The sequence below is a fragment of the Chloracidobacterium sp. genome (assembly GCA_016711345.1).
In the GTDB taxonomy this organism is placed as follows: Bacteria; Acidobacteriota; Blastocatellia; order Pyrinomonadales; family Pyrinomonadaceae; genus OLB17.
Window position 1 is genome coordinate 711,037 of sequence record JADJTD010000001.1, and the last position, 24,800, is coordinate 735,836.

General features: G+C 50.1%; 20 protein-coding genes. 7 read left to right on the forward strand and 13 right to left on the reverse strand.

The window, feature by feature from the left end:
- Positions 1-49: 49 nt before the first annotated feature.
- From IPL32_03105 to uvrA, 4 genes are all read left to right on the forward strand, one after another.
- Positions 50-814 (forward strand): hypothetical protein, encoded by a 765-nt coding sequence (locus IPL32_03105; GenBank protein MBK8464794.1) that lies wholly within the window; start codon positions 50-52, stop codon positions 812-814.
- Complete coding sequence (locus IPL32_03110; protein ID MBK8464795.1) at positions 790-1,062, forward strand: hypothetical protein; 273 nt, start codon at positions 790-792, stop codon at positions 1,060-1,062. Before IPL32_03105 ends, IPL32_03110 begins: the two co-directional genes overlap by 25 nt.
- Positions 1,063-1,245: 183 nt before the next feature.
- Positions 1,246-1,857 carry a hypothetical protein gene (locus IPL32_03115; protein ID MBK8464796.1) on the forward strand — a complete coding sequence of 204 codons (612 nt, stop codon included), beginning with the start codon at positions 1,246-1,248 and terminating at the stop codon, positions 1,855-1,857.
- Between the two features lie 94 nt (positions 1,858-1,951).
- Positions 1,952-4,843, forward strand: a complete 2,892-nt coding sequence (uvrA, locus tag IPL32_03120; GenBank protein ID MBK8464797.1) for an excinuclease ABC subunit UvrA — start codon at positions 1,952-1,954, stop codon at positions 4,841-4,843.
- A 6-nt stretch (positions 4,844-4,849) separates the two neighbouring features.
- On the opposite strand, the gene IPL32_03125 is transcribed toward uvrA, so the two are convergent.
- A complete protein-coding gene (locus IPL32_03125; GenBank protein ID MBK8464798.1) occupies positions 4,850-5,374 on the reverse strand; it encodes a GerMN domain-containing protein in 525 nt (174 codons plus the stop codon).
- Positions 5,375-5,460: 86 nt separating this feature from the next.
- Positions 5,461-10,692, reverse strand: a complete 5,232-nt coding sequence (locus IPL32_03130) for a proprotein convertase P-domain-containing protein (GenBank protein ID MBK8464799.1) — start codon at positions 10,690-10,692, stop codon at positions 5,461-5,463.
- Between the two features lie 79 nt (positions 10,693-10,771).
- Here IPL32_03130 and IPL32_03135 point away from each other — a divergent pair, with 79 nt between their 5' ends.
- A complete protein-coding gene (locus tag IPL32_03135; GenBank protein ID MBK8464800.1) occupies positions 10,772-11,038 on the forward strand; it encodes a hypothetical protein in 267 nt (88 codons plus the stop codon).
- Positions 11,039-11,177: 139 nt separating this feature from the next.
- On the opposite strand, the gene IPL32_03140 is transcribed toward IPL32_03135, so the two are convergent.
- The gene (locus IPL32_03140) at positions 11,178-11,483 is read right to left on the reverse strand and encodes a DUF2695 domain-containing protein (protein MBK8464801.1); all 306 of its coding nucleotides are present in this window, start codon (positions 11,481-11,483) and stop codon (positions 11,178-11,180) included.
- 140 nt (positions 11,484-11,623) lie between these two features.
- On the opposite strand from IPL32_03140, the gene IPL32_03145 reads away from it, so the two are divergent.
- The gene (locus IPL32_03145; GenBank protein ID MBK8464802.1) at positions 11,624-14,770 is read left to right on the forward strand and encodes a 6-bladed beta-propeller; all 3,147 of its coding nucleotides are present in this window, start codon (positions 11,624-11,626) and stop codon (positions 14,768-14,770) included.
- Positions 14,771-14,782: 12 nt separating this feature from the next.
- On the opposite strand, the gene IPL32_03150 is transcribed toward IPL32_03145, so the two are convergent.
- From IPL32_03150 to IPL32_03170, 5 genes are all read right to left on the reverse strand, one after another.
- Positions 14,783-16,078 (reverse strand): putative DNA binding domain-containing protein, encoded by a 1,296-nt coding sequence (locus IPL32_03150; GenBank protein MBK8464803.1) that lies wholly within the window; start codon positions 16,076-16,078, stop codon positions 14,783-14,785.
- A gap of 134 nt (positions 16,079-16,212) precedes the next feature.
- Entirely contained in the window at positions 16,213-17,607 is a 1,395-nt protein-coding gene (gene gatA, locus IPL32_03155; protein ID MBK8464804.1) for an Asp-tRNA(Asn)/Glu-tRNA(Gln) amidotransferase subunit GatA, read from the reverse strand.
- Between the two features lie 25 nt (positions 17,608-17,632).
- Positions 17,633-17,914 carry a hypothetical protein gene (locus tag IPL32_03160; protein MBK8464805.1) on the reverse strand — a complete coding sequence of 94 codons (282 nt, stop codon included), beginning with the start codon at positions 17,912-17,914 and terminating at the stop codon, positions 17,633-17,635.
- Between the two features lie 168 nt (positions 17,915-18,082).
- Entirely contained in the window at positions 18,083-18,364 is a 282-nt protein-coding gene (gene gatC / locus IPL32_03165) for an Asp-tRNA(Asn)/Glu-tRNA(Gln) amidotransferase subunit GatC (GenBank protein ID MBK8464806.1), read from the reverse strand.
- A 41-nt stretch (positions 18,365-18,405) separates the two neighbouring features.
- On the reverse strand, positions 18,406-18,699 hold the full coding sequence (locus IPL32_03170; protein ID MBK8464807.1) for a DUF721 domain-containing protein: 294 nt from the start codon (positions 18,697-18,699) through the stop codon (positions 18,406-18,408).
- A 69-nt stretch (positions 18,700-18,768) separates the two neighbouring features.
- On the opposite strand from IPL32_03170, the gene maf reads away from it, so the two are divergent.
- Positions 18,769-19,341 (forward strand): septum formation inhibitor Maf, encoded by a 573-nt coding sequence (gene maf, locus IPL32_03175; protein ID MBK8464808.1) that lies wholly within the window; start codon positions 18,769-18,771, stop codon positions 19,339-19,341.
- Between the two features lie 15 nt (positions 19,342-19,356).
- Here the strand turns inward: maf and IPL32_03180 are convergent, their stop codons facing one another.
- From IPL32_03180 to IPL32_03200, 5 genes are all read right to left on the reverse strand, one after another.
- Positions 19,357-19,863: a TlpA family protein disulfide reductase gene (locus IPL32_03180; protein MBK8464809.1), complete on the reverse strand. Its 507-nt coding sequence runs from the start codon at positions 19,861-19,863 to the stop codon at positions 19,357-19,359.
- A 61-nt stretch (positions 19,864-19,924) separates the two neighbouring features.
- Positions 19,925-20,779 carry a pantoate--beta-alanine ligase gene (locus tag IPL32_03185; GenBank protein MBK8464810.1) on the reverse strand — a complete coding sequence of 285 codons (855 nt, stop codon included), beginning with the start codon at positions 20,777-20,779 and terminating at the stop codon, positions 19,925-19,927.
- Positions 20,780-21,640 carry a 3-methyl-2-oxobutanoate hydroxymethyltransferase gene (gene panB, locus IPL32_03190; protein ID MBK8464811.1) on the reverse strand — a complete coding sequence of 287 codons (861 nt, stop codon included), beginning with the start codon at positions 21,638-21,640 and terminating at the stop codon, positions 20,780-20,782.
- Between the two features lie 83 nt (positions 21,641-21,723).
- A complete protein-coding gene (gene folK / locus IPL32_03195) occupies positions 21,724-22,248 on the reverse strand; it encodes a 2-amino-4-hydroxy-6-hydroxymethyldihydropteridine diphosphokinase (GenBank protein ID MBK8464812.1) in 525 nt (174 codons plus the stop codon).
- 103 nt (positions 22,249-22,351) lie between these two features.
- Entirely contained in the window at positions 22,352-24,583 is a 2,232-nt protein-coding gene (locus tag IPL32_03200; GenBank protein ID MBK8464813.1) for an EAL domain-containing protein, read from the reverse strand.
- Between the last annotated feature and the right edge of the window lie 217 nt (positions 24,584-24,800).

A 24,800-nucleotide genomic window follows, 5' to 3' on the forward strand; every position in this document is an offset into this window, starting at 1 on the left:
TTATTTTTCAAATAACTTTGCGTCTTTGCGTTAAATAATTCTGTTTAAGATGAGATCAATTTACATATTCCTTCTGTTAATTTCTGCTGTGGCCTTTAGCTTTGCGCAGGTCAAAAAGCCTGCACCCGCCGCAGTCAAAATTCCATTTGAAAAATCTCTCCAAGCCGTTGTCGTCACAACAAAAGATTGGGACACTGCTACAGGCACTGCCGCAATCTTTGAACGCAAGAACGTCAAAAGCGATTGGAAGCAGGTCGGCGACAGTTTTCCTGTCGTGTTGGGCCGCAACGGCCTCGCTTGGGCGGAACTGCTCAATGGCGATCTCGATATGACGAAGATCAAGCAGGAAGGCGACGGCAACGCACCCGCCGGAATGTTTCCGCTTGTCGCGTCGTTTGGCACGAGTACAAAGCCCAACGCCGTCGAGCTGCCCTACACCAAGCTCGACAACTTCACCGAATGTGTTGACGACACCAAATCGCAATTCTACAACCGCATCGTCAACCGGATGCAGGTCGGAAACTTCGACTGGAAAAGCTCTGAGAAAATGCTCGAAGTCGGCGACGAATACGGCCTTGGCATATTCGTGGCGTATAACACTTACCCTGTCGAAAAAGGCCGCGGCTCGTGCATTTTTCTTCATGTTTGGAAGGACGCAACCACCGGCACATCTGGCTGCACCGCGATGGAACGCCGCAACCTCGAACGCATCGTCGGCTGGGCGTCATCAAAGAAGAATCCATATCTCGTCCAAATGCCGGCCGATATTTACAAAAAACGGGAAAAAGCGTGGAAACTGCCAAAACTCAAATAACACTCGCGTCGCTTGCAGTAGGCTCGCGGCTTTTGGTGCGTTCGCGGGTTGACTGGCGGTTCGCGGCGGTTTCTAAGGTTAGCGAGGGCCGCGTAGTCCTGACCGTCTGCTCGCCCACGGGCCGCACTTACCGCCTTCGCCGCGAAATGGACGCCCGGATCCTGATGGAAGGCACGATCCCGATCCTTCCCTACGACAAAGCCGAAGACTGGCGTGACAATTTCAGCCGCTACGATCATCGTTGGTAAGTAAAACGGAAGAGAAATCCAAATTGCGCGGTAAGAATCTCAATTGCAAGACTGAAAATAACAATTGCGCGGCAAAAATACAAAAATCTGACTAAGAATTGCGATTGCGCCACAAAAAATCAAAAACGTCTTGATAATACCGAAATTGTTGTATTATCAACGACGTAACTATTAATCGACAGTTTGACCGTTCTGCAAGCCATGTGGACACCGAATAAGATAGGAATCGCGATCTGTTTTGCCATTGTCATGCTTGGTATACAGGTAACGACTGCTCAAACCAAGGAACGACTTATCCCATTTCCTGAATGGTCGTTAGATTATACCGCGCACGAAGTTTCGCTTGAACTCATTGAGATTAAGATCGACGGCAAATCTATTACTTTAGACAGCTCATTCAAAGCTGATGAGAATTGGTTAAAGAACATTACGTTCCGAGTCAAAAACATTGGCACTAAACCGATCGTGTATTTCAGCATGGGGGGAGGCTTACTTAATTCGGTCAGCGAAGAACTTCCAATGTATGGACCTTTGGGCGCATCTTTCCGATATGGAATTGGGTGGACGTGGGGAAAGAGCTTCAAACCTAGTAAGAAACAGTATAACGGTCCCGTCTTGAAAGTTGGGGAGATCGTCGAACTTTCTTACACCCATGTTGATGCTCTCACCCGCCGTGTACTTGCAAAAGAAGGAGAAGGCGCGTTTTGTAAGTTGAAATTCATGACGCCGGGGCTTCAATACGCTGACGGCAGCTCACCATTTTCCCCGCCCATGCGTTTTCGCAAGAATCCATAATCGGTCAAACAAAATAGCCTAGAAACACAACCTTTGTCCGTCTAAATTCGATTTGGTAAAATACTCTATTGCGCTACGCACGCAAATCTTGTCTATGCAGGCTGCGAAGTCAAAAGAGGAACAGATAGTCGTTCGCGGGGCCCGCGTTCACAATCTCAAGAACATCACTGTCGCTCTGCCCGTCAATAAGCTGACAGTGATCACGGGCGTTTCCGGTTCGGGCAAATCTTCGCTTGCTTTTGACACGCTCTATGCCGAGGGCCAGCGGCGTTATGTCGAATCCTTGTCGGCGTACGCCCGCCAGTTCCTCGAACGCATGGACAAGCCCGATGTCGATGAGATAACCGGCATCTCACCCGCCATCGCCATCCGGCAAAAGAACTCGACAAAAAATCCCCGCTCGACCGTCGCCACGCAAACCGAGATCTACGATTACCTGCGGCTGCTCTTCGCCCGCGCCGGAACGACCATCTGCCACGTCTGCGGCCGCGAGGTAAAAAAAGATTCACCCGAATCGGCAGCGGATGAGATATTAAACGAACTCGCAGAAGGCACGCGGTTTTACGTCCTTTTCCCCATCAATGAAGACACCGCTTCGCGTCGAGAGAGAAAGGCGCCGGCGAACCGGGCAAGAAAAAAGGCAAAACCCGCCGATCTCAGCACCCAAGCCTTCCTCATCTCGCTCCTCCAACAAGGCTTTTCCCGCCTCTATCGAGACGGCGAAATGATCGAGCTTCAAAAGCCGGAAGATTACCCACACGACGATTTCGATAACACCTACGTCCTCATCGACCGCCTCGCAGCGGCACCGGATATTCGCCAACGTCTCGTCGATTCACTCGAAACGTGCTTCCGCGAAGCCCACGCGGCGGTAATAGAAGTTGCTGGCGCTCCGACTGCGGAAGCCCGCACGTCAGTAAGGGCGAAACACGCATCTCAAGAGCCAAAAACCGTTTTGAAATTTTCCGATAGTTATATCTGCAAATACGACGGCACGCGTTACGAAGAACCTGAACCGCATCTGTTCAGTTTCAATTCGCCATTCGGCGCGTGCGCGACGTGTCAGGGTTTTGGCAACACGATCGGCATCGATTATGGCCTCGTCATTCCAAATCCGCTGCTGTCGCTAAAGGAAGGTGCGATCGAGCCTTTTACTCGTCCGACACACGCGTGGGCACAAAAGGAATTGGTCAAGTATGCCGAACACGCGAATATCGATCTGAAAACGCCATACGCCGATCTGCCCGACTTTCAGCAAAACTGCATCATCTACGGTGACGAAGGCTGGCGTGGCATCAAGGGCTTTTTTGCGTGGCTCGAAACAAAAAAATACAAACTGCACGTCCGCGTCTTTCTCGCCAAATATCGCGGCTACACGCGATGCCCCGACTGCGACGGCCAGCGTCTGCGCCAAGAGGCCCGCGATGTAAAGATCGGTCTGCGTTCGCTGCCGGAGATCATTGATCTGTCGATCAGCGACGCATACGCTTTTTTTGAATCTCTCAAGATGGACGCCGAGCGTGCGCAGATCGCTGACAAATTGTTGTTAGAGATAAGACGACGATTGAAATTCCTCGTCGAAGTCGGTCTTGATTATCTGACGCTTGGACGCCTCGCCGCAACGCTTTCGGGCGGTGAGGCACAACGCATTCAACTTGCGACAAACCTCGGTTCCCTGCTCGTCGGCACGCTGTACGTTTTGGACGAGCCAAGCATCGGCCTGCATCCGCGCGACAATTCACGGCTGATAAAAATCCTCGAAAATCTCCGCGACATCGGCAACACAGTACTCGTAGTTGAGCACGACGAAGAAACAATGCGTGCCGCCGATCACATCATCGACATCGGCGTTCACGCCGGCGAGCACGGCGGCGAGCTTGTTTACGAAGGCAATTTTGCGAATTTGTTAAAGTCCGACACGTCGCTCACCGCAAAATATCTTCGCGGCGATTCTGAGATCAAGGTTCCGCAAAAGCGTCGGCCCGTCGGAAAGAACAAGATCGAAATAATCGGAGCCCGCGAGCACAATCTAAAAGACGTATCAGTAAAAATTCCGCTAGATATGCTTGTTTGTATAACCGGCATTTCAGGCTCGGGTAAATCGACGCTTGTTCATGATGTTCTTTACGCGGGATTAAAGAAAAAACGCGGCGAGTGGAATTCGCATGTTGGATTTTTCAAAGAGATAAAAGGCGGCGATCTCGTGGACGACATCATCCTCGTCGATCAATCGCCCATCGGCCGCACGCCGCGTTCGAATCCCGTCACTTACATAAAAGCCTACGACGCCATCCGCGAAGTCTTTGCCGGAACAAATGCGTCAAAAACAAAAGGCTACAATGCATCGCATTTCTCGTTCAACGTCCCCGGCGGACGCTGTGAAATTTGTCAGGGCTCGGGCACGGTAACAATAGAAATGCAGTTCCTCGCGGATGTCGAACTCACATGCGAAGACTGTCGCGGGATGCGATTCAAACAAGACATTCTCGACGTCAAATACAAAGGCAAGAACATCCACGAAGTCCTGCAAATGACCATCCGCGAAGCGATCCTTTTCTTCAAAGATGTAGCAAAACTCGTCTCGCGTCTAAAGGTCCTCGACGCCGTCGGCCTCGGTTATCTGCGGCTTGGCCAGTCCGCAACAACACTAAGCGGCGGCGAAGCTCAACGCGTAAAACTCGCTTCGCACCTCGCCCAAAAAACTGCCAACAAGACCCTGTTTATTTTTGATGAACCGACAACAGGATTGCACTTCGACGACATCAACAAACTGCTGACCGCGTTCCGCGCCTTGATCGACAACGGAGGCAGCCTGCTCGTCATCGAGCACAACATGGACGTGATAAAAACCGCCGATTACGTCATCGACATGGGCCCCGAAGGCGGCATCGGCGGCGGCGAAATAGTCGCAACCGGAACACCGGAAAAAGTCGCAAAGGTCGAAGGCTCTTTCACCGGAAAGTATTTGAAAGAAATTCTTCGTTAGTCCGCTCTACTGAAAATTACTCTTCCTGCAGTGCTTCCCATAAGGACATTCGCCGACCTGCACCCATTCGTAAAAATCGCTCGTGCTGCCTTCGACGGCGTAATAGACTTTTTTGATCGTCGGAAATTGCATAAGAGTTTCTTCGACCATCGCGAAAAAACCGCCGCCGCAACTCGTAGTCGCGTTGCCTAATTGCTCGAACGCGCGCTTTGTAAAGTTGAGATACGCCGCCCCATTCTTTATGCGAAGCCCCTTGACAATTCCCTTTGTTGATTCAGGATCGAACGACTCAAATCCCTTCGCCCTCTCCGCTTCGGTCGTGCCTTTAAAAAGCTCATCAAGCGCTGCCCGGGCGACAGCCGTCGTTTTTGGAATTGTCCTCGTCGTCGGAAAAGCCTTTGTGCAGTCCTGCATATTCGGATTAAGATTCTCATTATGAAAAAAAACCTTCACCGTCACCGTCTGCGCCTTCTGCCCAAAACCAACACCCGCAAACGCAATAACCCCCATCATCAAAATTGCTATTTTCATTTATCAGTCATCTCCGAGGTTTTTGGAAAAACTAAATCGCTCGTTCAGGCGAAACGAACCGCGATACAACACAAAAGGTTAGCGTATCACTCCTGAGGCTCAGCAATAAAATCAGCATCAACCACATTGTCCGTCAAAGTGATCACGCGGCTTGGCGTGCTGAACGTATAGCGTCTTGCATTGACAGTGACAACATAGATTTCGCCGATTGTAAGTTCGTCGAAAGAGAAATACCCCATCGATCCGGTCGTCGCAACTATTGGTTGACTAAGCGAATTGCCTGTAACCACAACTTTCGTATTTCGAAGGCCGTGGCCATCAGCCGACAGCACGCGTCCCGAAATGGAGCCTTGCGCCGATGTCGGCATTGTGAATTCAAGTCCCCATCCGCCAATATTGCCGACGACAGAGCCAGGGTGGAATAATGACGTTGTCCGGTCTCGAACATACAAGCTCCAAACTCCATTTGGATCAGCTCCCGCATAAGTACCTGCTGGATTGCCGCCCATCATTTGTGAGCCGAAGCCTCCGATCGTGCTTCCCGGCAGATTATACGGCCCGGCTGGGGCCCGGCCGGGAAAGTCGGTGACAGATCCATAGCTAGTTGGTTCGAGGTCGCCAGTTGTCAGCGGGCCATTGGCCGGAACGATCTGTCCGGCTGTATCGGAAAATGTCAATGTTGCCGGGCCGCCGGATGTTAATCCTCCGGCATTGGCCAACAGGACAAATTTTTGTCCGCCCGGGCCAACCATCAGGAAATCGACATTGTTTGGCAGATCAGTCGAGTAATCATAGATCGTCACGCGCATCGAGCCAAGGGGATAAAATATGGATGCAACAGTGATCGTTGACGGATACAGACTTGCTGCCGCACCACCATTGATAGCGATATTCGAAAGGTTTTCGTACCGCGTTGCCGTGTCGTTTATGGTCAATACGGCAGTTGATTGTGAACCCGCGTTTGAGCCGCTCAACGAAAGGTTGACCGTCTCATTAAATTCTCCTGCAATCCCGTCGCCGCAAAGCGCGACATTGACAGTCTTCACCGTTTCGTTAGGGTTAAACGTAACCGTTTGATTCGTTACGGTTAAGTAGTCGGGACCACCACCAAAACTGCTACAAACGCTGCCGCCTCTCGCCATACCGTCCGACGTACTAAAATTCACAGTCGCAGTCCCCGAAAGATCGCCCGTTCGATTCAAAGTGATCACCGCCGCCTGCGATTCATCCTCAAAATACGCCGCCGAACTAAACCCAACAACAGAAGCTGGAGTACCCGTAGGTGTTACTGTCGCGGTTGGAGTGGCCGTGTTGATAATATTTAGAACAGCCGTGCCGGAATAGTTAACGTAGTTTCCAGTCAAAGTAAGTTTGACCGTTTCGGTCGGTTCCGTTAGTGAATCGGGGCAAAGCTGGACGTTGACTGTCTTGGTAAACTCGTTAGGACCAAAACTTACCTGTTGAGAGAAGTTTATGAAGTCAACGCCTACCGTGCAGGCGGGTCCGCCTATCGCTGTGTCGTCCGATGTGGAGAAATTCGCACCAGCTCCGATTGAGGGATTGCCAGCGCGGTTGATCGTGATCACGGCAGTCTGTGGCTCACTTTCGCTGTATGTGGCCGAGTTAAAATAAACAGAAGGAAAGCCACCAGGGGTATCGGTTACCCTCGCTGTTGGTGTATTTGTCGCAGTGTTCGTCGGCGTTGGCGTGCCAGTCGGTGTGCTACAGTCGCTCGTGGTAATGTGCAATTGCCAGCCGGCGCCAACAATTCCGGTGTCAACGCCGAGATCGTCCCGAACATACAGCGACCAAGTGCCGTTCGGATTTGAGCCGTTGAAGACCGACATTCCAACCGTCGTTCCAGGTGTCGGTGCAGGTGTCGGGAATATGTCGGTGGTCGTGTCGAAGTTCGTCGGTTTATAGCTCCCGCCAATGATCTGCGTCGTGTCTTGCAGTGTCGTCGCCGCAGCATCGTCAAATGTCAGGTTAGCTCGTACAATATCGAAGCCGAGTCCTGCGTCGGACATCAGTAATGTGCTCTGCCCGTCGGGCCCGACGAGCAATATGTCAACGTCATCCGGGAAAGTGTGGTTCATGTTCAACAAATCGACCTTTACGCCTGTAACAGTCCCGCTCAATCCCGAAACCATGATGTTCGAAGGATAAGGCGCGCCCGGCGCATTGTCGTTGATCGTAATCGGCGCTGCGTTCGAGAAGGCCGGAGGACAGACTACGACCATCGGCGTCGGCGTGACAGTTGCCGTCGACGTGTTGGTCGGCGTTGCCGGGTCAAAGATCGTCAAAACCGCAACAGACGGCGTTCCGAGAGTGGTATTGGACGCACTTAATCCAAGATTAACGGTTTCGCCGCCCTTAGTTGCCGTATCGGGGCATGTCGTCACATTGACCGTCGCCGTTGCGTCACCCGGGCCAAAGATCACAGGCTGTTGCGACACCGTAATGTAGTCGTTAAAACCATTGCAAGCCACTCCGCCCGTCGCCGTGCCGCCGCTTAACGTCGAGAAGAATACAAAATTGGTGCCGCTAAGGTCGCCTGTTCGCGCTATTGTAATAACTGCTGGCAGAGATTCATGTGCATTATATGTTGCCGAACTGAACTGAACGGTAGCGTTTGAAGGCGTAGCCGTGAAGGTCGGAGTAGGTGTAAATGTCGGTGTTGACGTCGCGCATGTATCTGCCCAATATCTCGCGACGACAAATCTTCCCCCGTACGGTGTGATAACGTCGGCTCCCGCGAGCACTAATTTGCCGTCCGATTGAATCGCTACATCATTAGCGTAACTTGACGAACCGATCAGCGAGATTAGTTTTCCGTCTCCATCGAAAGTGCTATCGAGCGACCCGTCGGCATTGTATCGAACGAGCGAAAACCCGGTATCCTGCCCGACTGCAGCAGAATAGCTTTTGCCGGCAGCTACGATCTTGCCATCCGATTGTATCGCGACCGAATTCGCCCAATCGTGAGAAGGGCCGACAGGAGTTTTTACTATGCCAGTACCGTTAAACGATGTGTCGAGAGAGCCGTCGGTTTTGTAGCGAACAAGCGCATAATCGTAGTTTGTGCCATTGTATGTTTCACCGGCGGCAACTATTCTTCCATTCGGTTGGATCGCGACCGACGCAGAAGAACCGCCGACAGTGGTCGAGACTATACCGGTACCCCCAAATGATGTGTCTAGCGTACCATCTGCGTTATACCTGATCAGCGCAAAATCCGTAGTGTGGCCAGCAATTATGATCTTGCCATCGGACTGGATCGAGATCGCTTGGGCACTGCCCGTCTGAGGCCTTACTATTCCCGTGCCGCCAAAGGTCGTATCGATCGTCCCGTCCGTATTGTAGCGAACGACGGTAACCCTGTAATCAAAAACGTTTCCGCTTCCACCCGCAGCCACGATCTTGCCGTCAGACTGGACCGCAACGGCGTTAGCGGTGGCTTGTGTATCTATTGGGGTTACTACTCGCCCGTTTGCACCAAATGAGGTATCAAGTGTGCCGTCTGTATTGTATCTGGCGAGAGCAAAGCCCCAAGTTGAAGATGGCGAGTATTCACCCGCCGCTACGATCTTACCATCCGCCTGCAGGGCTATCGAATTTGCGATGGCCCTGTCGCCCGGAAAAATGGTCGTCACGGTTCCAGTTCCGTTAAAGGATGTATCGAGTGATCCATCCTGATTGTAACGAACGAGGCCGAAATCGTAAGCGGCAGTCCTGTTGCTCTGACCGGCAACCACGATCTTGTTGTCAGGTTGTATAGCGACCGATCTGCCAACGTCCCTCGTGCCGACAGAGGTCGTCACAGTTCCATAGCCATTGAAGGTCGAATCAAGATTTCCCGGAATACAAGGCGACGGAACGGCCGTCGCTGTCGCAGTAAATGTAGGAGACGGGCTGGCCGTCGGCGTAAGTGTGGCAGTGCTTGTCGACGTTGGAGTCACTCCACAGTTTCCATCTGCCATTGACACGTTGGAGCAGGCCGTCGGCGAAAACGTCGGCGTCGGCATAAATGTCGGTGTAAATGTCGGCGTGTTTGTTGAGGTAGCTGTGAATGTTGGAGTCCATGTCGCAGTTGGCGTGAATTTATTCCACACCTGCGTTTGGACAGTCTCAGCCGTATTATTTGTTTCGTTCGATTCGTTCCAGTTATTTTCGGGATCGACGATGACATTGCTGCCGAGGCTCGTTAAGACCCCTTGAGTAAACGACCCTGTGATCCTGACCCGGACTTGGAGCGTGGCAGTTCCGGTCGTTCCCCCCTGAGATGAAACGCATCCGCCGGTAAAGGTTACGCCTCCTGCGTCAGACGTTGGCACATAGCCGTTGGTTCCGTTTGCTAAAACAAATTCGTATGGAACTCCTGTCGGAAAACCAAATCTCACATTCGGACAAGCTCCGCCTCCAATAGCCATCGGCACGTTACTCACAACCAACGTATAAGTCACCGACATCCCCGGAACAACAGGATTCGGAGCGGCAGACTGACTTATCAGCAGATCGTATTCAGGCAACGGACTCGGAATCACAGTAGGAGTGCTAGTTGGAGTATTCGTCGGCGTGAAAGTCGGCGTCAGTGTTGGTGTATGGGTATTGGTTGGTGTGCCAGATGGGCCGCAATTGTTGGGGTTTTGAAAAAGTAGCGAAAACGCTCTCGCTGTGCCGGTATCTCCAGCGTTATTGTCGCTGATGTTGATAGTCCAGTTGCCGGTTGCATTTTGTCCGTCAAATGCACTTATCTGATTGTTCGGTTCAAACGTACCGATCGGAAATGCCGTGGAATCAGTGGCACATTCATTCTCAACTGGTGGAAAGGAGCCATCGCCGTCCAGCATGATCTGCGCAAGATTGTTGCTTGCACAGCCGAACGTCGTTGCAGGAAATCCCGGACGATCAAATACCGAAACGGTCGTTCCTCCGGGCGATGTTATCTTAACAATAAGATCTCCAATAAATGAATGGTTGATGCCAGGGGTCGTCGATGTCGGATCATCACTTTGCGTTCCGTCAAACCTGAAATTCAGATCTGAGAGCGTTCCGAAGCTAACCGGAATTGTGAAATTGACTCCCGCCCCTAAATTGTCAGGTATCGCCACATCAGGGCCTGTGTAGCTAAATACACTAGAACCGCCCCCACAAGGAGCAGTAGCCGTGGTCGTTGCCGTCGGTGGGTCGGTCAACGCGCTTGTACTGGAAGGTGCAGATAGTGGCAATGCGATTATGTACCCGGCAAGCGCAAGGGCAGTGATCAAGGCGATGGTCTTGTAGCGTGAAATAGCAGATCGGGATGGATGTCGCGACATAAACTCGCTCTTTTGTTACTGCTTTGCTAGAAGCTACTACCAATCTAAGAGCTTGTCAACGTATTTGGAGGTTGGTGATATGTTGGAGATTGGTGATGCGGCAGATCAAGCAGAAACAGTTGACGAGATCGATGACATTGCGAAAGAAATATCTGTGACGTCGATGACGACATCGACGAGGAAATGTAATAGACGTGAGCGTAGATACCAGACGAAGGCCGACTCGAAAATGACGCAAAAATGTCATCTTTCCCGATGGCTTTTTGGGGGGTCTCCGATGGCTTTTTGGGGTGTCATTGATGGCTTTTTTGGGGTGTCTGATGCCCAAAATAACGTAAGTTATTGATTTATAGGCATTTAAGTACGTTTTGCACTAAAAATGTGCCAAATCTCACCAGAGCCGCCCGAACCGCCTGTCCCGACGCGCTTGAGATTTTTTTTGACCTTAATTATTGCAAACAAAAGATATGTTGTGTCGTTTTGCGTCAGTCGTCGCCAAATTTTGCACGCCAAATGGGCGCGATCTCGTCCATCACCTTGCAGTCGCAGTAGCCGCCGTTGTCATTCAGCCAAGATGTGATCTTTCCAAAATTGAGTTGCTTTTCCATCATGTAACGCATCGCGTGACGCAGGCTATGATCGCACTCAGTTTCATAAAGCTCGTCCTCGATATAGTCGAGCAGTTCGCTGACTGTTTCCGGTCCCGCAGGCAGCGAATCGATAAAGGCCTGTAATTCCTCGCCGCTTAACTGCTCGAGATTTTCGATCTGTCGCTTTCTAAGAATTGCCATATAATTAGCTTAACATAGCTGTTTTAGGCTCGCTTTTGATACTCTATACTTATTATTTCGTTCGCTTCCACAAGCTAAAATAGGAGAATGCGGCCCCAATGCCCGATCACGGTTTTTGACCCGCAATAAAGATCTTAAACATGCTGGCTATTTTGTATTTGTGTGTGATGTTTGCCCTCGGCGATGCGATCGGGCGGCGTTTTTTTACGTTTGTCTCACTTGCTCACCGAGGCGCTTCGGCCTTTCTGATCGGCGCTCTGCTTAGCAGTTGGTGGACGTACGCGCTCGCATACCTTTGTTCTAATGCGACGTCACCAATGCTTTGGGGCAACATCCTATTTTTCATAACGGCCGGCGGCCTTATCCTGTGGCTCAATCAAAATCCGCAAAAAGATCCGCCGAACACCGCACTCGATGTAAGCGATGCGCAGTTCCAAAAATGGGATTGGATAATCGCAGGTGTCTTTTTGTTGTTCACTGCGTGGATGATGTTCCAAACCTTAACAATAAGCGACGGAACTCTCTTGATCGGGCATCATCAAAATGCCGATTTCGGCTCGACCCTATCGATAATGCAGTCCTTCGCCGAGGGGCATAACTTTCCAACTCAATACCCGCATTTTACCGGCGAGCGAATTCGCTATCACTTCCTGTTTTACTTTCTGGCCGCCGACCTCCAGTATCTGGGATTCAACCCGACGGTAGCCAACAACCTCCTTAGCATTTTCTCGGTTACGGCAATGTTGATCCTTGTAATGACCCTTGGCGGAGTGCTTTTCAGATCACGTACCGCCGGACGCATCGGCGCGGCGTTGTTCTTTACGCATGGCTCGTTAGCGTATGTTTCATTCCTTAGCTCGCAACCGTCTTTCTCGGGGCTTATCAACGCATTAAACTCGATGACCAAATTCCTGCCAGGCCTTCGAGATCCCTCAGGAGTGCCTTACCGCGGCGAGGATTGGGGCGTTTGGACGTTGAATGTTTATCTCAATCAGCGTCACCTTTCCAGCGCAATAGCTATCTTTCTGCTGATACTCATCTATGTCGTCATCCGGCTTCGCGAGAAGAATGAGCTTGAACCGGAAACTGTCGCCGAATTATCAAACGAAGGATATGATCTCGATGACGCCGAAAGTTCCGAAGGCGAACAACCTCTCCTTGCAGAGAATCGTGTTGATTCGATCGCAGGCGACGAAGAAGAATCTGAAGACGGTACCGATGATGAAGAAACTGACGACGAAGATCTAGATGATGAGGACGAGTACGAAGATGAGGAGGGCGAAGACGAAGACGATGAGGCGGAAGATGAGGAAGAGTTTAGTTTAGGCGAATATATCAAAGAAAATTCTGTTGTTGTATTCTGCGGTGTGCTTCTCGGACTTTTGCCGATGTGGAACGGCGCGATCTTTTTAGGTGCTGGTGTAATTCTCGCGGCGATGATCATTTTCTTCTCGCGATTTCGCGGTCAGCTTATTACGCTTGCGGTAACAGCGGCGATCGTAGCTTTGCCGCAGATAATCTATCTCAAGACGGGCCACGTGAAGCCGACTGACTATTCAATGCTCCGATGGGGTTTTGTTATCGAGGACGCCGGCATCTTCAACGTACTCTGGTGGACAATTCATACATTTGGTTTTAAGTTGGCTTTGCTCGGCATTGCGCTTTATTTTGCGGCAGGACTCCAGCGTCGTCTTTTGCTGGCGGTATCGATCCTACTTCCGCTCACCTACTGCTTCCAATTCAGTGAAGAGATCCTAGCAAATCACAAGTTCATCAATCTTTGGCTGGTGATAGTGAATATTTATTGCGGATACGCGATTGTAAAACTGTGGCACCTCAAAGCCAGCAATAGTGTATTGCCATCCAGGATCGCTGCTATTCTCTTGCTAGTACTTATCGTTATCGGCGGACTCATCGATCTGATGCCGATTAAGAATTCGGATGACTCAAACTTCTACATAAAATATAAATATCACGATAATAAGCTGCTCAATTGGGTCAAAGACAACACCGATCCGAAATCAATCTTTCTGTCCGACAAGTTTATCAATCACGAGATCCTTCTCGCTGGCCGACGCCTTTTTTATGGAGATCCGTACTATGCCTGGGGAACAGATTACGATACGAGAGAGCGGGAAAAACAAGTAAAGACGATGCTCGAATCAAAAGATGCGAATCAGGTTTTTGCGCTACTCAAGGAAAACAATATCAATTACATAGCGATGGATGATCGGCTCCGTAGGGGCAACTCAATTGCCAAGAACGTGACCGAGGAAGTTTTTGCGAAATATTTCGAGGTCGCTTTCTCCGACGAAACTTCCGACTACGGTGGGAACATGAAGATTTATAAAGTGCCGGAAACTCTTCAGAATGTTCCGCAGTCGTCTGGCGACGGCACTGACCAGCCAGATCAATCTTCTAACGAGACAGCAGCGGTGAGTGTGTTTGACGGCGGCGAAGGCTCGGCGCCGGGGCAATTCAACAAGCCTCGCGGACTCGCGATCGATAAAAAAGGCTTCATTTACGTAGCCGATTACTTCAACGCTCGTGTTCAGAAGTTTGCTCCGGATGGAAAATCCCTCTTGGCTTTTGGCTCCAAAGGCGACGGAGCTGGCCAGTTCAAGGAACCGAACAGTATCGTACTGGACGAGGCAGGCAGCGTTTATGTAACTGACGGCTTGGCACACAAACTGCTCAAGTTTGACGCCGATGGAAAATTCATTAAGGAATGGACAAAACCCGTGGTTGATTTTTACGGGCCACGTGATCTCGCTTTCGGGCCGAATAAGAAGTTGTATATCATTGACCAAGGGCACACCAATGTCACTATCTTAGATCTGTCGACCGACACTTTTACAACATTTGGGACTGGCGGGGCTGGCGAAGGCCAATTTAACGAAGCGACCGGCATCGGTATCGGTGGAGACTTAGTTTTTGTTGCCGATCGTGACAATCGCCGCGTTCAAGTTTTCGATCTTGCAGGAAAATTCATACGTCAATGGCCGGTTGAGGGTTGGGAACGGTCTCATTATCCCGATGTAATCTATGACGATCAGACTAAACACATATATATATCTGACGGCAAATCAAACCAAATACTGGTGTTTGATGTTGACGGCAATCCGTTGCCCGCATTAATAAGTGGTCAACCGCTTAACAATCCGTCGGCGATGGTAATTTCCGAGCGTGGAAAGCAGCGTAGTCTTTTCATTGTTCAGACGGGCGCCGCAAAGGTATCAACTATTGAATTAGCGGCCAATACCTCACCGAAGAAGAAAGGAAAGTAGAGTGTTCGATGATCAGGCTGCGTAAATTTTCAGTTTGAACTCGTCGTTGGCGATGTAGATCTCGGGCTTGCGGCCCGAAAACAAATTTGATTGCCTCAAGACCATTGGCAAGCCGCCGTGCGGAGCGTTTATGCCGTATTCGCGGCGTGTAAAGATCGCCGCGGTCTGAGGATTAAGGCGTTGCGTTATGCCGTAACGGATCGCTCGTGAAGCCGGCGGCGAAAACCCTTGTGTACGTCGCGGATTTATAAACTCGATCGCGTTGTCATAAATATTTATCCGCGTGCGTATATCGCGCAGAGCGAGATCGCGATGCATAAGAGCATTGATGATTCCTTCGGACACTGAGTAAAAGTGATAATTTCCTCGAGCCTGTGCAACCGTGTCTGTAACGAGAGACAGCTTACGCTTTGGCCTCTCTTTGCCCAGATCCGCGTAGCGTTTTATAAACTCCAGTATTGTCTCGTATTGCGTTAGCAGATTACCTTTGACTTCGACGGCCTCTATCAATTGTGCATGGCCGTTATCACCGGAAAATCTTGCCACCGTCACGTTCGATCTTGGCAGCAGTTCAGCAACGCGATCATTCTTGCCAAATAGCAGCAGGGCAGCAACCGTCGGAAAAAATTCATCCGTGGAGCCAACTGCCAACAGCAGATCTTTTCTTAAAAAATCACTTGTTTGATAGAGATTAATATTCGGAGCGTTATCGTCGAAGCCGCTCGCAAACGACCACAATAAAGCATCGTCAAAATCTTCCTCGACAACACCTTGCAACGGAATATTCTCAAATCCAAGCGGCCGCAGCTCGTTTAGCCAAGCCGAAAGCTCGTCACGCGAAACTTCCCTTTTTTCCGCACCGAACCGCAAATAAAAGCGTCCGTCACGCGTGCGATAGGGCCGACGCTTGCCATCAATGTCGAGAGCGACGATGCGTTTGCCGCTGTCGAACGCGATCGTGTCGATCATCGGGACAAGCGGCGGCACGATCTCATCGCGGCAGATCCGTATCAATTCCTGCTGCACCCATTCGGGATTGCTAACGCCCTCGATCCGCAGTTGGTCGTTGACGCCAAAAATGATCGTCCCGCCGTCGGTATTCGCCAGCGCGACGATTCCCTGCGCGATCCTTTCACTGTTCGACAGCTTGACCTTCAGCTCAAGATACGTATCCTCGCCGCCGCGGATCAGGCGCAAGAGTTCTGTCCGCGTCGTCGTCTGCGTAGGCTGATTTAAAAGATATTCCTGTAAGGATTGTTCACTAGGTGAGTCAAAACGCTGTGTGTGACGAAACTTCCTTCGCGGCATCAGTGTCTGGCGTCCGGATTTATGTTAAGACGGCAACGCTAACCGCCCGAATGTCCGTGGAAAACATTTCTGGAATTAAATTTTCAAACAAGACTATTGAACCATCGAAAGAACGAAAAGTAAATAAGATTTGATCAATCAACGAAAATCGAAGGCTTTGCTCCTAACGGATGCTCCGTTTCGTATGTACGAGCAAGATTTAGCAGAGCGCTTTCAGACCAGAAATTGCCGACAAGCTGAAAGCCGATGGGCAGACCTTCGTCGGAGAGGCCGCAGGGCACGCTGATCGCCGGGACGCCGGCGAGATTTGCCGAGACGGTGTAAATGTCGCTCAGATACATCGCGAGCGGGTCGTCGGAGCGTTCGCCGATTTTAAATGCAGTTGTCGGAGATGTCGGCGTCAGGATAGCGTCGCATTTTGTGAAAGCCAGTTCGTAATCGCGTTTTACGAGAGCACGGACTTTTTGTGCTTTGGCGTAATAGGCGTCATAATAGCCGCTCGAAAGGACGTAAGTGCCGAGCATGATGCGGCGTTTGACCTCAGGCCCGAAGCCTTCTTCGCGAGTGCGGAAATACATCTTTCGTAATTCGTCTGACTCTTCGGCACGAAAGCCATAACGGACGCCGTCGTAGCGCGCAAGGTTTGATGACGCTTCGGCGGTGGCGATGATGTAATAAACCGCAATGCCGTATTTCGCATACGGAAGTTCGACATCGACGATCTCTGCTCCCAAAGAACGATAATTCTCGATCGCTGCCTCAACTTTTTCCTTCACCTCAGCATCGATGCCTTCGCCCAACAAAGCACGAGGCACGCCGATCTTTTTTCCTTTTATCTCAGCATCTAACCCGGCCGTGTAATCAGGCACAGGAACATCCGCCGATGTCGAATCGAGCGGATCGCGACCGGCGACGACGCCAAGAACGTCCGCAACATCACGCGAGGTCTGTCCAAAAATACCAATATTATCGAGTGACGATGCAAAAGCGACGAGGCCGTATCGCGAGATGCGGCCGTAGGTCGGTTTGAACCCGACGATACCGCACAATGAAGCAGGCTGACGCACCGAGCCGCCGGTTTCGCTTCCCAACGCAGCCCGAACAACGCCCGAAGCAACCGCAACCGCCGATCCACCCGAGCTCCCGCCCGGAACGCGTGTTACATCCCAAGGATTTTTTGCCGGACCGAATGCCGAAGATTCGTTTGACGATCCCATCGCGAATTCGTCCATGTTCGTCTTGCCGACGATGACCGCACCGGCTGCGTTGAGTTTTGCAATTGCGGTGGCGTCGTATTGCGCTTTGTAATTATGCAAAATATGCGAGCCGCACGACGTCCGCATGCCTTTTGTGCAGATGTTGTCCTTGACCGCGATCGCCAGGCCGTCGAGTCTCGTTTCGGGGGCAGAGTCGAGTTCATCGGCACGCGCGAGTGCGTGTTCACGCTCGATCGAGAGAAACGAGTTGAGTTGTGGATTGAGCTTTTCCGCTCCCACAAGTGCTTTTTCGGTTTCTGAAACTATTGACATATAAACGATGCCCCTTAAGTGCGGGCTACTGGACTTTATTTATTAACCATTTGTCGCCAACCTTTACGGCCTCAACGTGAACCTCTTTCTGCTCGCTTTTCGTATCGTCACGCCATAAGAGCAATACTTGCAGTGTCGCTTTGTCGTCCGATTCCAATTTGCATTCGCCGACGCGAAAAGCCTTTGGATAATTTTCGGTCGCCGTGAAATAATCCTTTGCCGTTTCAGTTGACGCCGAAAGACTGCTTATCAATTCGCTTGTCAAAAACTGTTCGCGAGCCTTTAAATTTTCTGCCGACGGACGCATATCATTACCGAAATGAAACGAGTAAAACTGCTTAACAACATTACGAGCCTCATTACATTGCGGCTTCTCAAGGTTCGGGAGACTGCACGAGCTAATGCACACTGCACAATACAGAGTGCATAATAGCAAAACGAAATTGTGCATTGTGCATTTTGCGTCGTGCATTGATTACAGCACTTTCGGCACTTGGAAATGTCCCGCAACCGCTGACGGAGCCTGATCGAGAGCCGCTTTTTGTCCGAGTGATCCGCCGGGAATATCCTCGCGGATCGTAAGCGTTGCTTTACCCGCGTCAGTAAGCCCGCCGAGCATCGGCTCTATCTTGTCGGTGTCGAGTTCGTTCAGTTGCTCGATATATTTGACGATATCGGCCATCTGCGGCGTGTAAAGCTCGACCTCGGCGTCCGAGATCTCGAGATGTGCCAGTTTTGCTACTTGTCTAACGTCCATAAGAAATCAAAAATTCTAAATTTCAAATCTGAAATTTTAAATCACAAAGCCGACGGATCGATGCGAAACTCGATGAACCTGATCGTGCCCTGGCCAAGATAATCATTTAATTTGACGAGCATCTGCGGGCTCAGGTCCTCAAGATTCCGTTGCCACGTTTTGTCCACAACCGCTATAACAAGACGGTGGTCAAAAAAATCCGCGGGTTCGGTGCGGGCACTAAGCGATTCGCCTGAACAGCGTTTCCACGCTGCAAAAACAATGGCCTTGTCGGCTTCCGGATTCGGCTCCAGATTCTTCAAGAATGCCGGAATTGCACTAAAAAGCTGTTCCATTTGTCTTCTGCCGTCAATCAATTATCATTTTAGACGAGAAGGAACGGAAATGCGAAACGAGCGAATTCTATGATCCAACTTCCAAAATTGATACTTGCATCCGGCAGCCCGCGCCGCTCAGAGATACTTTCGTCCGTTGGTTGGGAATTTGTAAAACACGTTGCCGACATCGACGAGAGCGAACGAGTGGGTGAATCCCCCGAAGATTACGTCGTTCGCCTCGCGTGCGAAAAGGCCGAGGCTGTCGCCGTTAATTACCCTTCCGGGATCGTACTCGGCGCCGACACAACCGTTGTGATAGATCAACAGATTCTCGGCAAACCCGTCGATCTTGACGACGCCCGCCGAATGCTACGTACGCTCGCCGGCAATTGGCATGAAGTACTGACCGGTATCGCGGTGGTAAAAAATGGCGAAACAAATTCCGCCTTACAGAGAACCCGCGTAAAGTTTTCGTCGATGTCTGAGGACGAGATCAATTTTCTTGCCGATCGCGGCGATCCGCTCGACAAAGCCGGTGCATATGCCGTGCAGGCACAGGCGGCATTGTTTATCGAAGAAATCGAAGGCGATTATTGGAATGTTGTTGGATTGCCGATCAGCTTGGTTTACGACTTGATAATGAAAAAGCCCGGCGGTTAGGCCGGGCGATTTAAATTAGAGAAGTTTGTCGATCGCTTTTGATATTGGGATCGTGATGTCGTATTTCGGGTCGATGCCGCCAAATGGCTCACCAATTTCTCGCCCGGTTTTGTCCAAGATAACAAACGAAGGTACTTGCTCAACATTAAATTTTTTCAAAGTAGCCGCTCCATCAGGATCGCGAAGAACGGTAGTGCTTAATTTGTTTGCACCCGCAAACTTGCGAATACTGTCATTGTTCGCAAAATTCTTCGAGCCGGCATTCAATGAGTCAGTTACGACAAAATATATCACTACATTTTTGCCCGCATACTTTTTCGCAAGGGCACTTGTAAATTCGGCCTGCTTGTTAGAAAGCGGCAGCCAGCTTGCGCCTATAGCCAAAACAACGACTTTGCCTGTCTGGCCTTCAACATTGACTCGAGTGCCGTCGAGCGAAGTTAGATTTGTCTGTGCCGACGCTGCAAAAACAGATGCAAGCGTGATGCTCAATATTGCGATGAAACCTTTAAGTGTTTTCATACATTTATGAGATCCCGATTTCGGTGATCTCGACTATTTTAGATGCAAGTTTGAGACCAAACTACTGCTTTCGATTAAGAATGACGTTATCGATCAACCGAACGTTACCAAAATGAACTGCGACTAGGATCAGCGTCTCTCCATCTCCAATCACATCAATAAGTTGCAGTGAGTTACGATCTACGACAGCGACGTAGTCAAGCTTTGCGAGCGGCTCGTCTGCTACGCGATCTTTGACGATTTCAGTGAGGGCCGACGCATTTCGTTCACCTTTTTTGAAGGCAAGTTTGGCTTTGCGAAGCGCCTCAATGATAACTACAGCTTTTTCGCGTTCCTCAACCGTCAGCCGCGAGTTTCGCGACGACATAGCAAGACCGGATTCCTCGCGGATCGTCGGCATGACAACGATCTCTGTCTCAAATCCGAGGTCAGTTGTAAGTCGTCTTATGACTGCAACCTGCTGGGCATCTTTTTGTCCAAAAAAGGCATGATCGGGTCGAACCGTGTTGAAGAGAATTGTCACAACAGTCGCGACACCGCGAAAATGTCCGGGCCGCGACTCACCTTCAAACGTGTCCGTCAAATTATCGACATTCACATATGTTGAAAACCCTTCAGGGTATATTTCGCTTGCGTCCGGTGCGAAAATATAATCAACATCATAGTCGGCAAGCAGCGCAGCGTCGGCAGTAAGGTCTCGCGGATATTTTTCGAGGTCCGACTTTTCGTTGAATTGCGTTGGATTAATAAATATAGAAACAATGACAATGTCGGACCGTTGACGAGCTTCCTTGACAAGCGCCAAATGCCCTGCGTGCAAAGCTCCCATCGTCGGCACAAACCCAACCGTCTTCTCCTCACGCCGCAGTTTGCGAGAAATCGAGAACATTCGTTGTCGGCGGTTAATGATTTCCATTTAGGAACTTTTCAGAGCAACCTTTGTTTCGTCGGTCAAGCCGTATGATTCCTGATCGTTAGGATAGGCTCCTGATCTAACGTCTTTCATCCAAGTTTGGATCGAATCGGTCATAACCTCACGAAGATTTGCGTATTGACGAACAAAACGCGGTTGGCGTCCAAACGTCATTCCGAGCAAATCATGCAAAACGAGAACTTGAATATCGCAATCGAGACCAGCACCAATACCTATCGTTGAGATCTTCACTTCTTTTGTGATCATCGCAGCGACTTCGCGTGGAACAAGTTCTAAAACAATTGAAAACGCACCAGCATCTTCAAGCGTCTTTGCATCTTCGATCAACAATTTTGCCTGTTCGGCAGTGCGGCCCTGTACACGATACCCGCCCATTTTATAAACGGACTGCGGCGTCAGTCCGATGTGCGCGACGACCGGTATCTCTTCGTTGACAAGCCTCTTGACCAACTTTGCGCGGTTGCGTCCACCTTCAAGTTTCACTGCCTCGGCACCGCCGTATTTCATTAGGCGAAGAGCATTCTTGACGCTTTCGTCCTCGTTGATGTGATACGTGCCATACGGCATATCGGCGACAACCATTGCTCGTTCAGTGCCACGCTTGACAGCAATACAGGCAGAAAGAATTTCTTCTATAGAAACCGGGATCGTGTTGCCATATCCGTGAATCACGTTGCCGATGCTATCACCAACAAGGATCATATCTACGCCGGCCTCGTCCACGATTCTAGCGGTCGGATAATCATAAGCCGTAAGGCAGACGAGTTTTTCGCCATTTTCCTTTGCAGCGCGGATCGCAGGCAAATAGACCTTGCCCTCTTTGTCAGGTTGGAGATATGCCATATGTCTGCGACAAGTTTAGCAAATTCATCAGGTAAGCAATACTACAAGTTGCCCGTCACTGCCTACCGCTAACCGCTTCTTGTCTACTGATTTGGGTTCCACCGTTTCACGTCACTCATATCCTCGCATGTGGCAAGAATATCCGCGATCTCTTTTTTAAGGACAGGATGAACAAAATTGGGAGCGATCTCGGCGAGCGGACAAAGCACAAATTTGCGAAGATGCAGCCGCGGATGAGGAAGTGTTAATAACTCCGTCTCCATTTGTTGATCGCCAAAGAAGAGAATATCAAGGTCGACCGTCCGCGGCTTTTTCATCGACTTATCGCGGCGTCCCAGCAGATACTCGATCCGCAAAAGCCGCGCCATCATTTGCGTTGCACTGACATTTTTCACACGGATCTCAGCGACCATATTCAAAAAATATGTATCGCTCTCGATCTCCAGCGGCTCGGTTTCGTAAATCGCAGAAAGTTTATGAACAACAAAGCTCGCCTCCATCAAAGCCCTGATCGCAAGCGCAAGATTCCCCGCCCGATCACCCAGATTCGATCCCAGACAGATGTATGCTGTTGTATATTCAGTGTCCACAAGGGGCTGCTGAATAATAAATAGATTAATCCGACGCCGTTGTCAATTCAATCAGACTTGCTCCGCCGCAAATATCCCGTTCCAACACCGGGATTGCTCACCAAAATGGCCAAAAAATTAATTATTGAGAAAGCCTGTAGTGCGAGATATCTGGATTCTGCGAAGGCACGATAGGTATATCTGGTGTGTGCGGAAGTATATTTTGCCAGCGGGTTTTATCGGCAAGAAGACGTTCTATTTCGGCGACCTGCAGTGGTTTCGAGAATAGATAGCCTTGGCCGTATTCGCAGCCGAGAATGCGCAGTTGATGAAATTGGTGAATGCTCTCGATACCTTCGGCGACGACTTTTAATTTTAGTGCTTTTGCGAGGGCGATAACAGTTCGGACGATCTCGCCGTTTTCGGTATTCTCTTCCATCGCGCTTACGAACGAGCGGTCGACCTTAAGGAGATCTATCGGAAAACGGTGCAGATAGCTAAGGCTCGAGTAGCCAGTTCCAAAATCGTCGATACTGATCTGAACGCCGGTTTCTTTGATCTGTTTTAGCATCAAAATCGCAGTTTCTGCGTTTTCCATGACAGCGCTTTCGGTGAGCTCGAGCTTCAAATTGCCTGCTGCGATTCCTGATTCGGCGATCACTGTCTTGATCTGTTCAACAAGCGCCGGGTGGCCAAAATGTTTTCCGGACAGGTTCACAGCGATGCTCAATTGCTTCCCGGCAGGTGCGATTTCCTGCCACTTAACAATTTGCGAGCATGCAGAATGCAGGATCTGAACGGTCATCGGTATGATGAGACCGGTACTTTCGCTTATAGGAATGAATTCGTTTGGAGGAACTAGACCGCGCTGCGGATGATTCCAGCGAACAAGCGCCTCAAAACCCGTGAGCGATGCATCATCAAGACTGATTATCGGCTGGTAGTAAAGCTCAAATTCGTTGCGTTCAATGGCAAACCGCAAGTCTGTTTCGAGCTGGAGACGCGTGACCGCCCTGATGTGCATTTTCTGGTCAAAGATAACGTAATTTTCTTCGTTATCTTTGGCATAGTACATCGCGATGTCGGCATCACGCAGAATATCTTCTGCTTCGGGATATTTCGAATTGCCGTAAGCGATGCCGATCTTGGCACTTGTGAAAACCTGCCGCCCGTCGAGCGTGTAAGGCTCCGCGAGTCGTTTTGCCAGACGATCGGCAAAACCCGTTGCTTCTTCTTTGCTGAGCAGGTCGGTAAGTATAATGCCAAATTTATCACCGCCGAAACGGCCGACCATGTCGTCCTCACGAACCATGCTTGACAAACGCTTTCCAACTTTCTTGATAAGCCGATCTCCCAAAGAGTGGCCAAGGCTGTCGTTTATCGTCTTAAAACTTTTTAGATCCAGGAACAGCACGGCGAAATTACTTTCGGAGTTGTCACGTGTAACTTGTAAAAGATCCTTAAGGGTGTCGATGAAAAAGTTTCGATTCGGAAGCCCCGTCAACGCATCATGATAGGCTGCATGACGAAAATTCTCATGGCTTTCCTGCAAAGCCTCACCGCTGCGTTCGAGTTCGGCGACGTAGTGCCGCAGTTCGCCGACATGTTTCTCGGCCTCCTCAGCACGCTCGCGTTCTGATTCTTTTGCCTTCTCGACGGTCCTTCGGACATCTTCAACAAATCGCCGGAAGGTAAGATATATAATTCCGAAGAACACGACGACCGCTGCGAAAAGAAATATATTGACCTGTTCAAGAGCCTTGTAGATAATGCCGGCCACGATGCCGCCCGTGAGGTACATTATCAGGGCATCGATACAATTGTCGGTCCATACTTCCCAAAAAGAACGATCATTTTTCAGAGCCGACAAAACGGCGACCAGCAGTGAATTGACCACGAACAAAGACAGGGACATCAATGCGACCAACCACACAAAACTCGTGAAATCACCACGCTGTAGAATGATTGCCGTTGGCCCGAATATCAGAGCGACTACCTTAGACGCCGCAAAGACGGATATTGCTGCAATAAGAACGTTTCCTACAATTGTCCTGGGTTTGATCGCAAGTCCCTTGCGCAAGAGATTTATTGATGCCAATCCCGTTTCGATCATCGCTATGATCAGCGCGATCTCGCCACCGTACAGCAGCATTATCAAAATGATCAACCCGTCACTGATCGTCAGGTAAAGATTTACACGCGGAAGCTGTATTCGCAGATAGCAGCTGCAGAACACGGTGAGAATTGCCAACGTGATAACACCGGCATCCACTCGCTCAGCCGAAAGGCCGGTAATTGCCCATCCCACTGCGGCGATCGCACACAGCGAGCATAGCAGTAGGAAAAGGTTTATCTTATTTTCCTTGGACATCATCCGTAAAGGTCTGACTTAGAAACGTTATAGAAAAGAAAGGAGAAGTTCAGGTTGGTCGGAGCAAAGGGGACTGTTATCAACAGCCATAACTATTATCAGATAAACTTTGTTTTTTTTCAACAAAAATCTTTGTCGGCATTAAGTAAATAGATCAAATGCCATTTTTCTAACAAAAACGGAAAAAGGCGAGAGCCTTAGCCCTCGCCTTTTTCCGCCA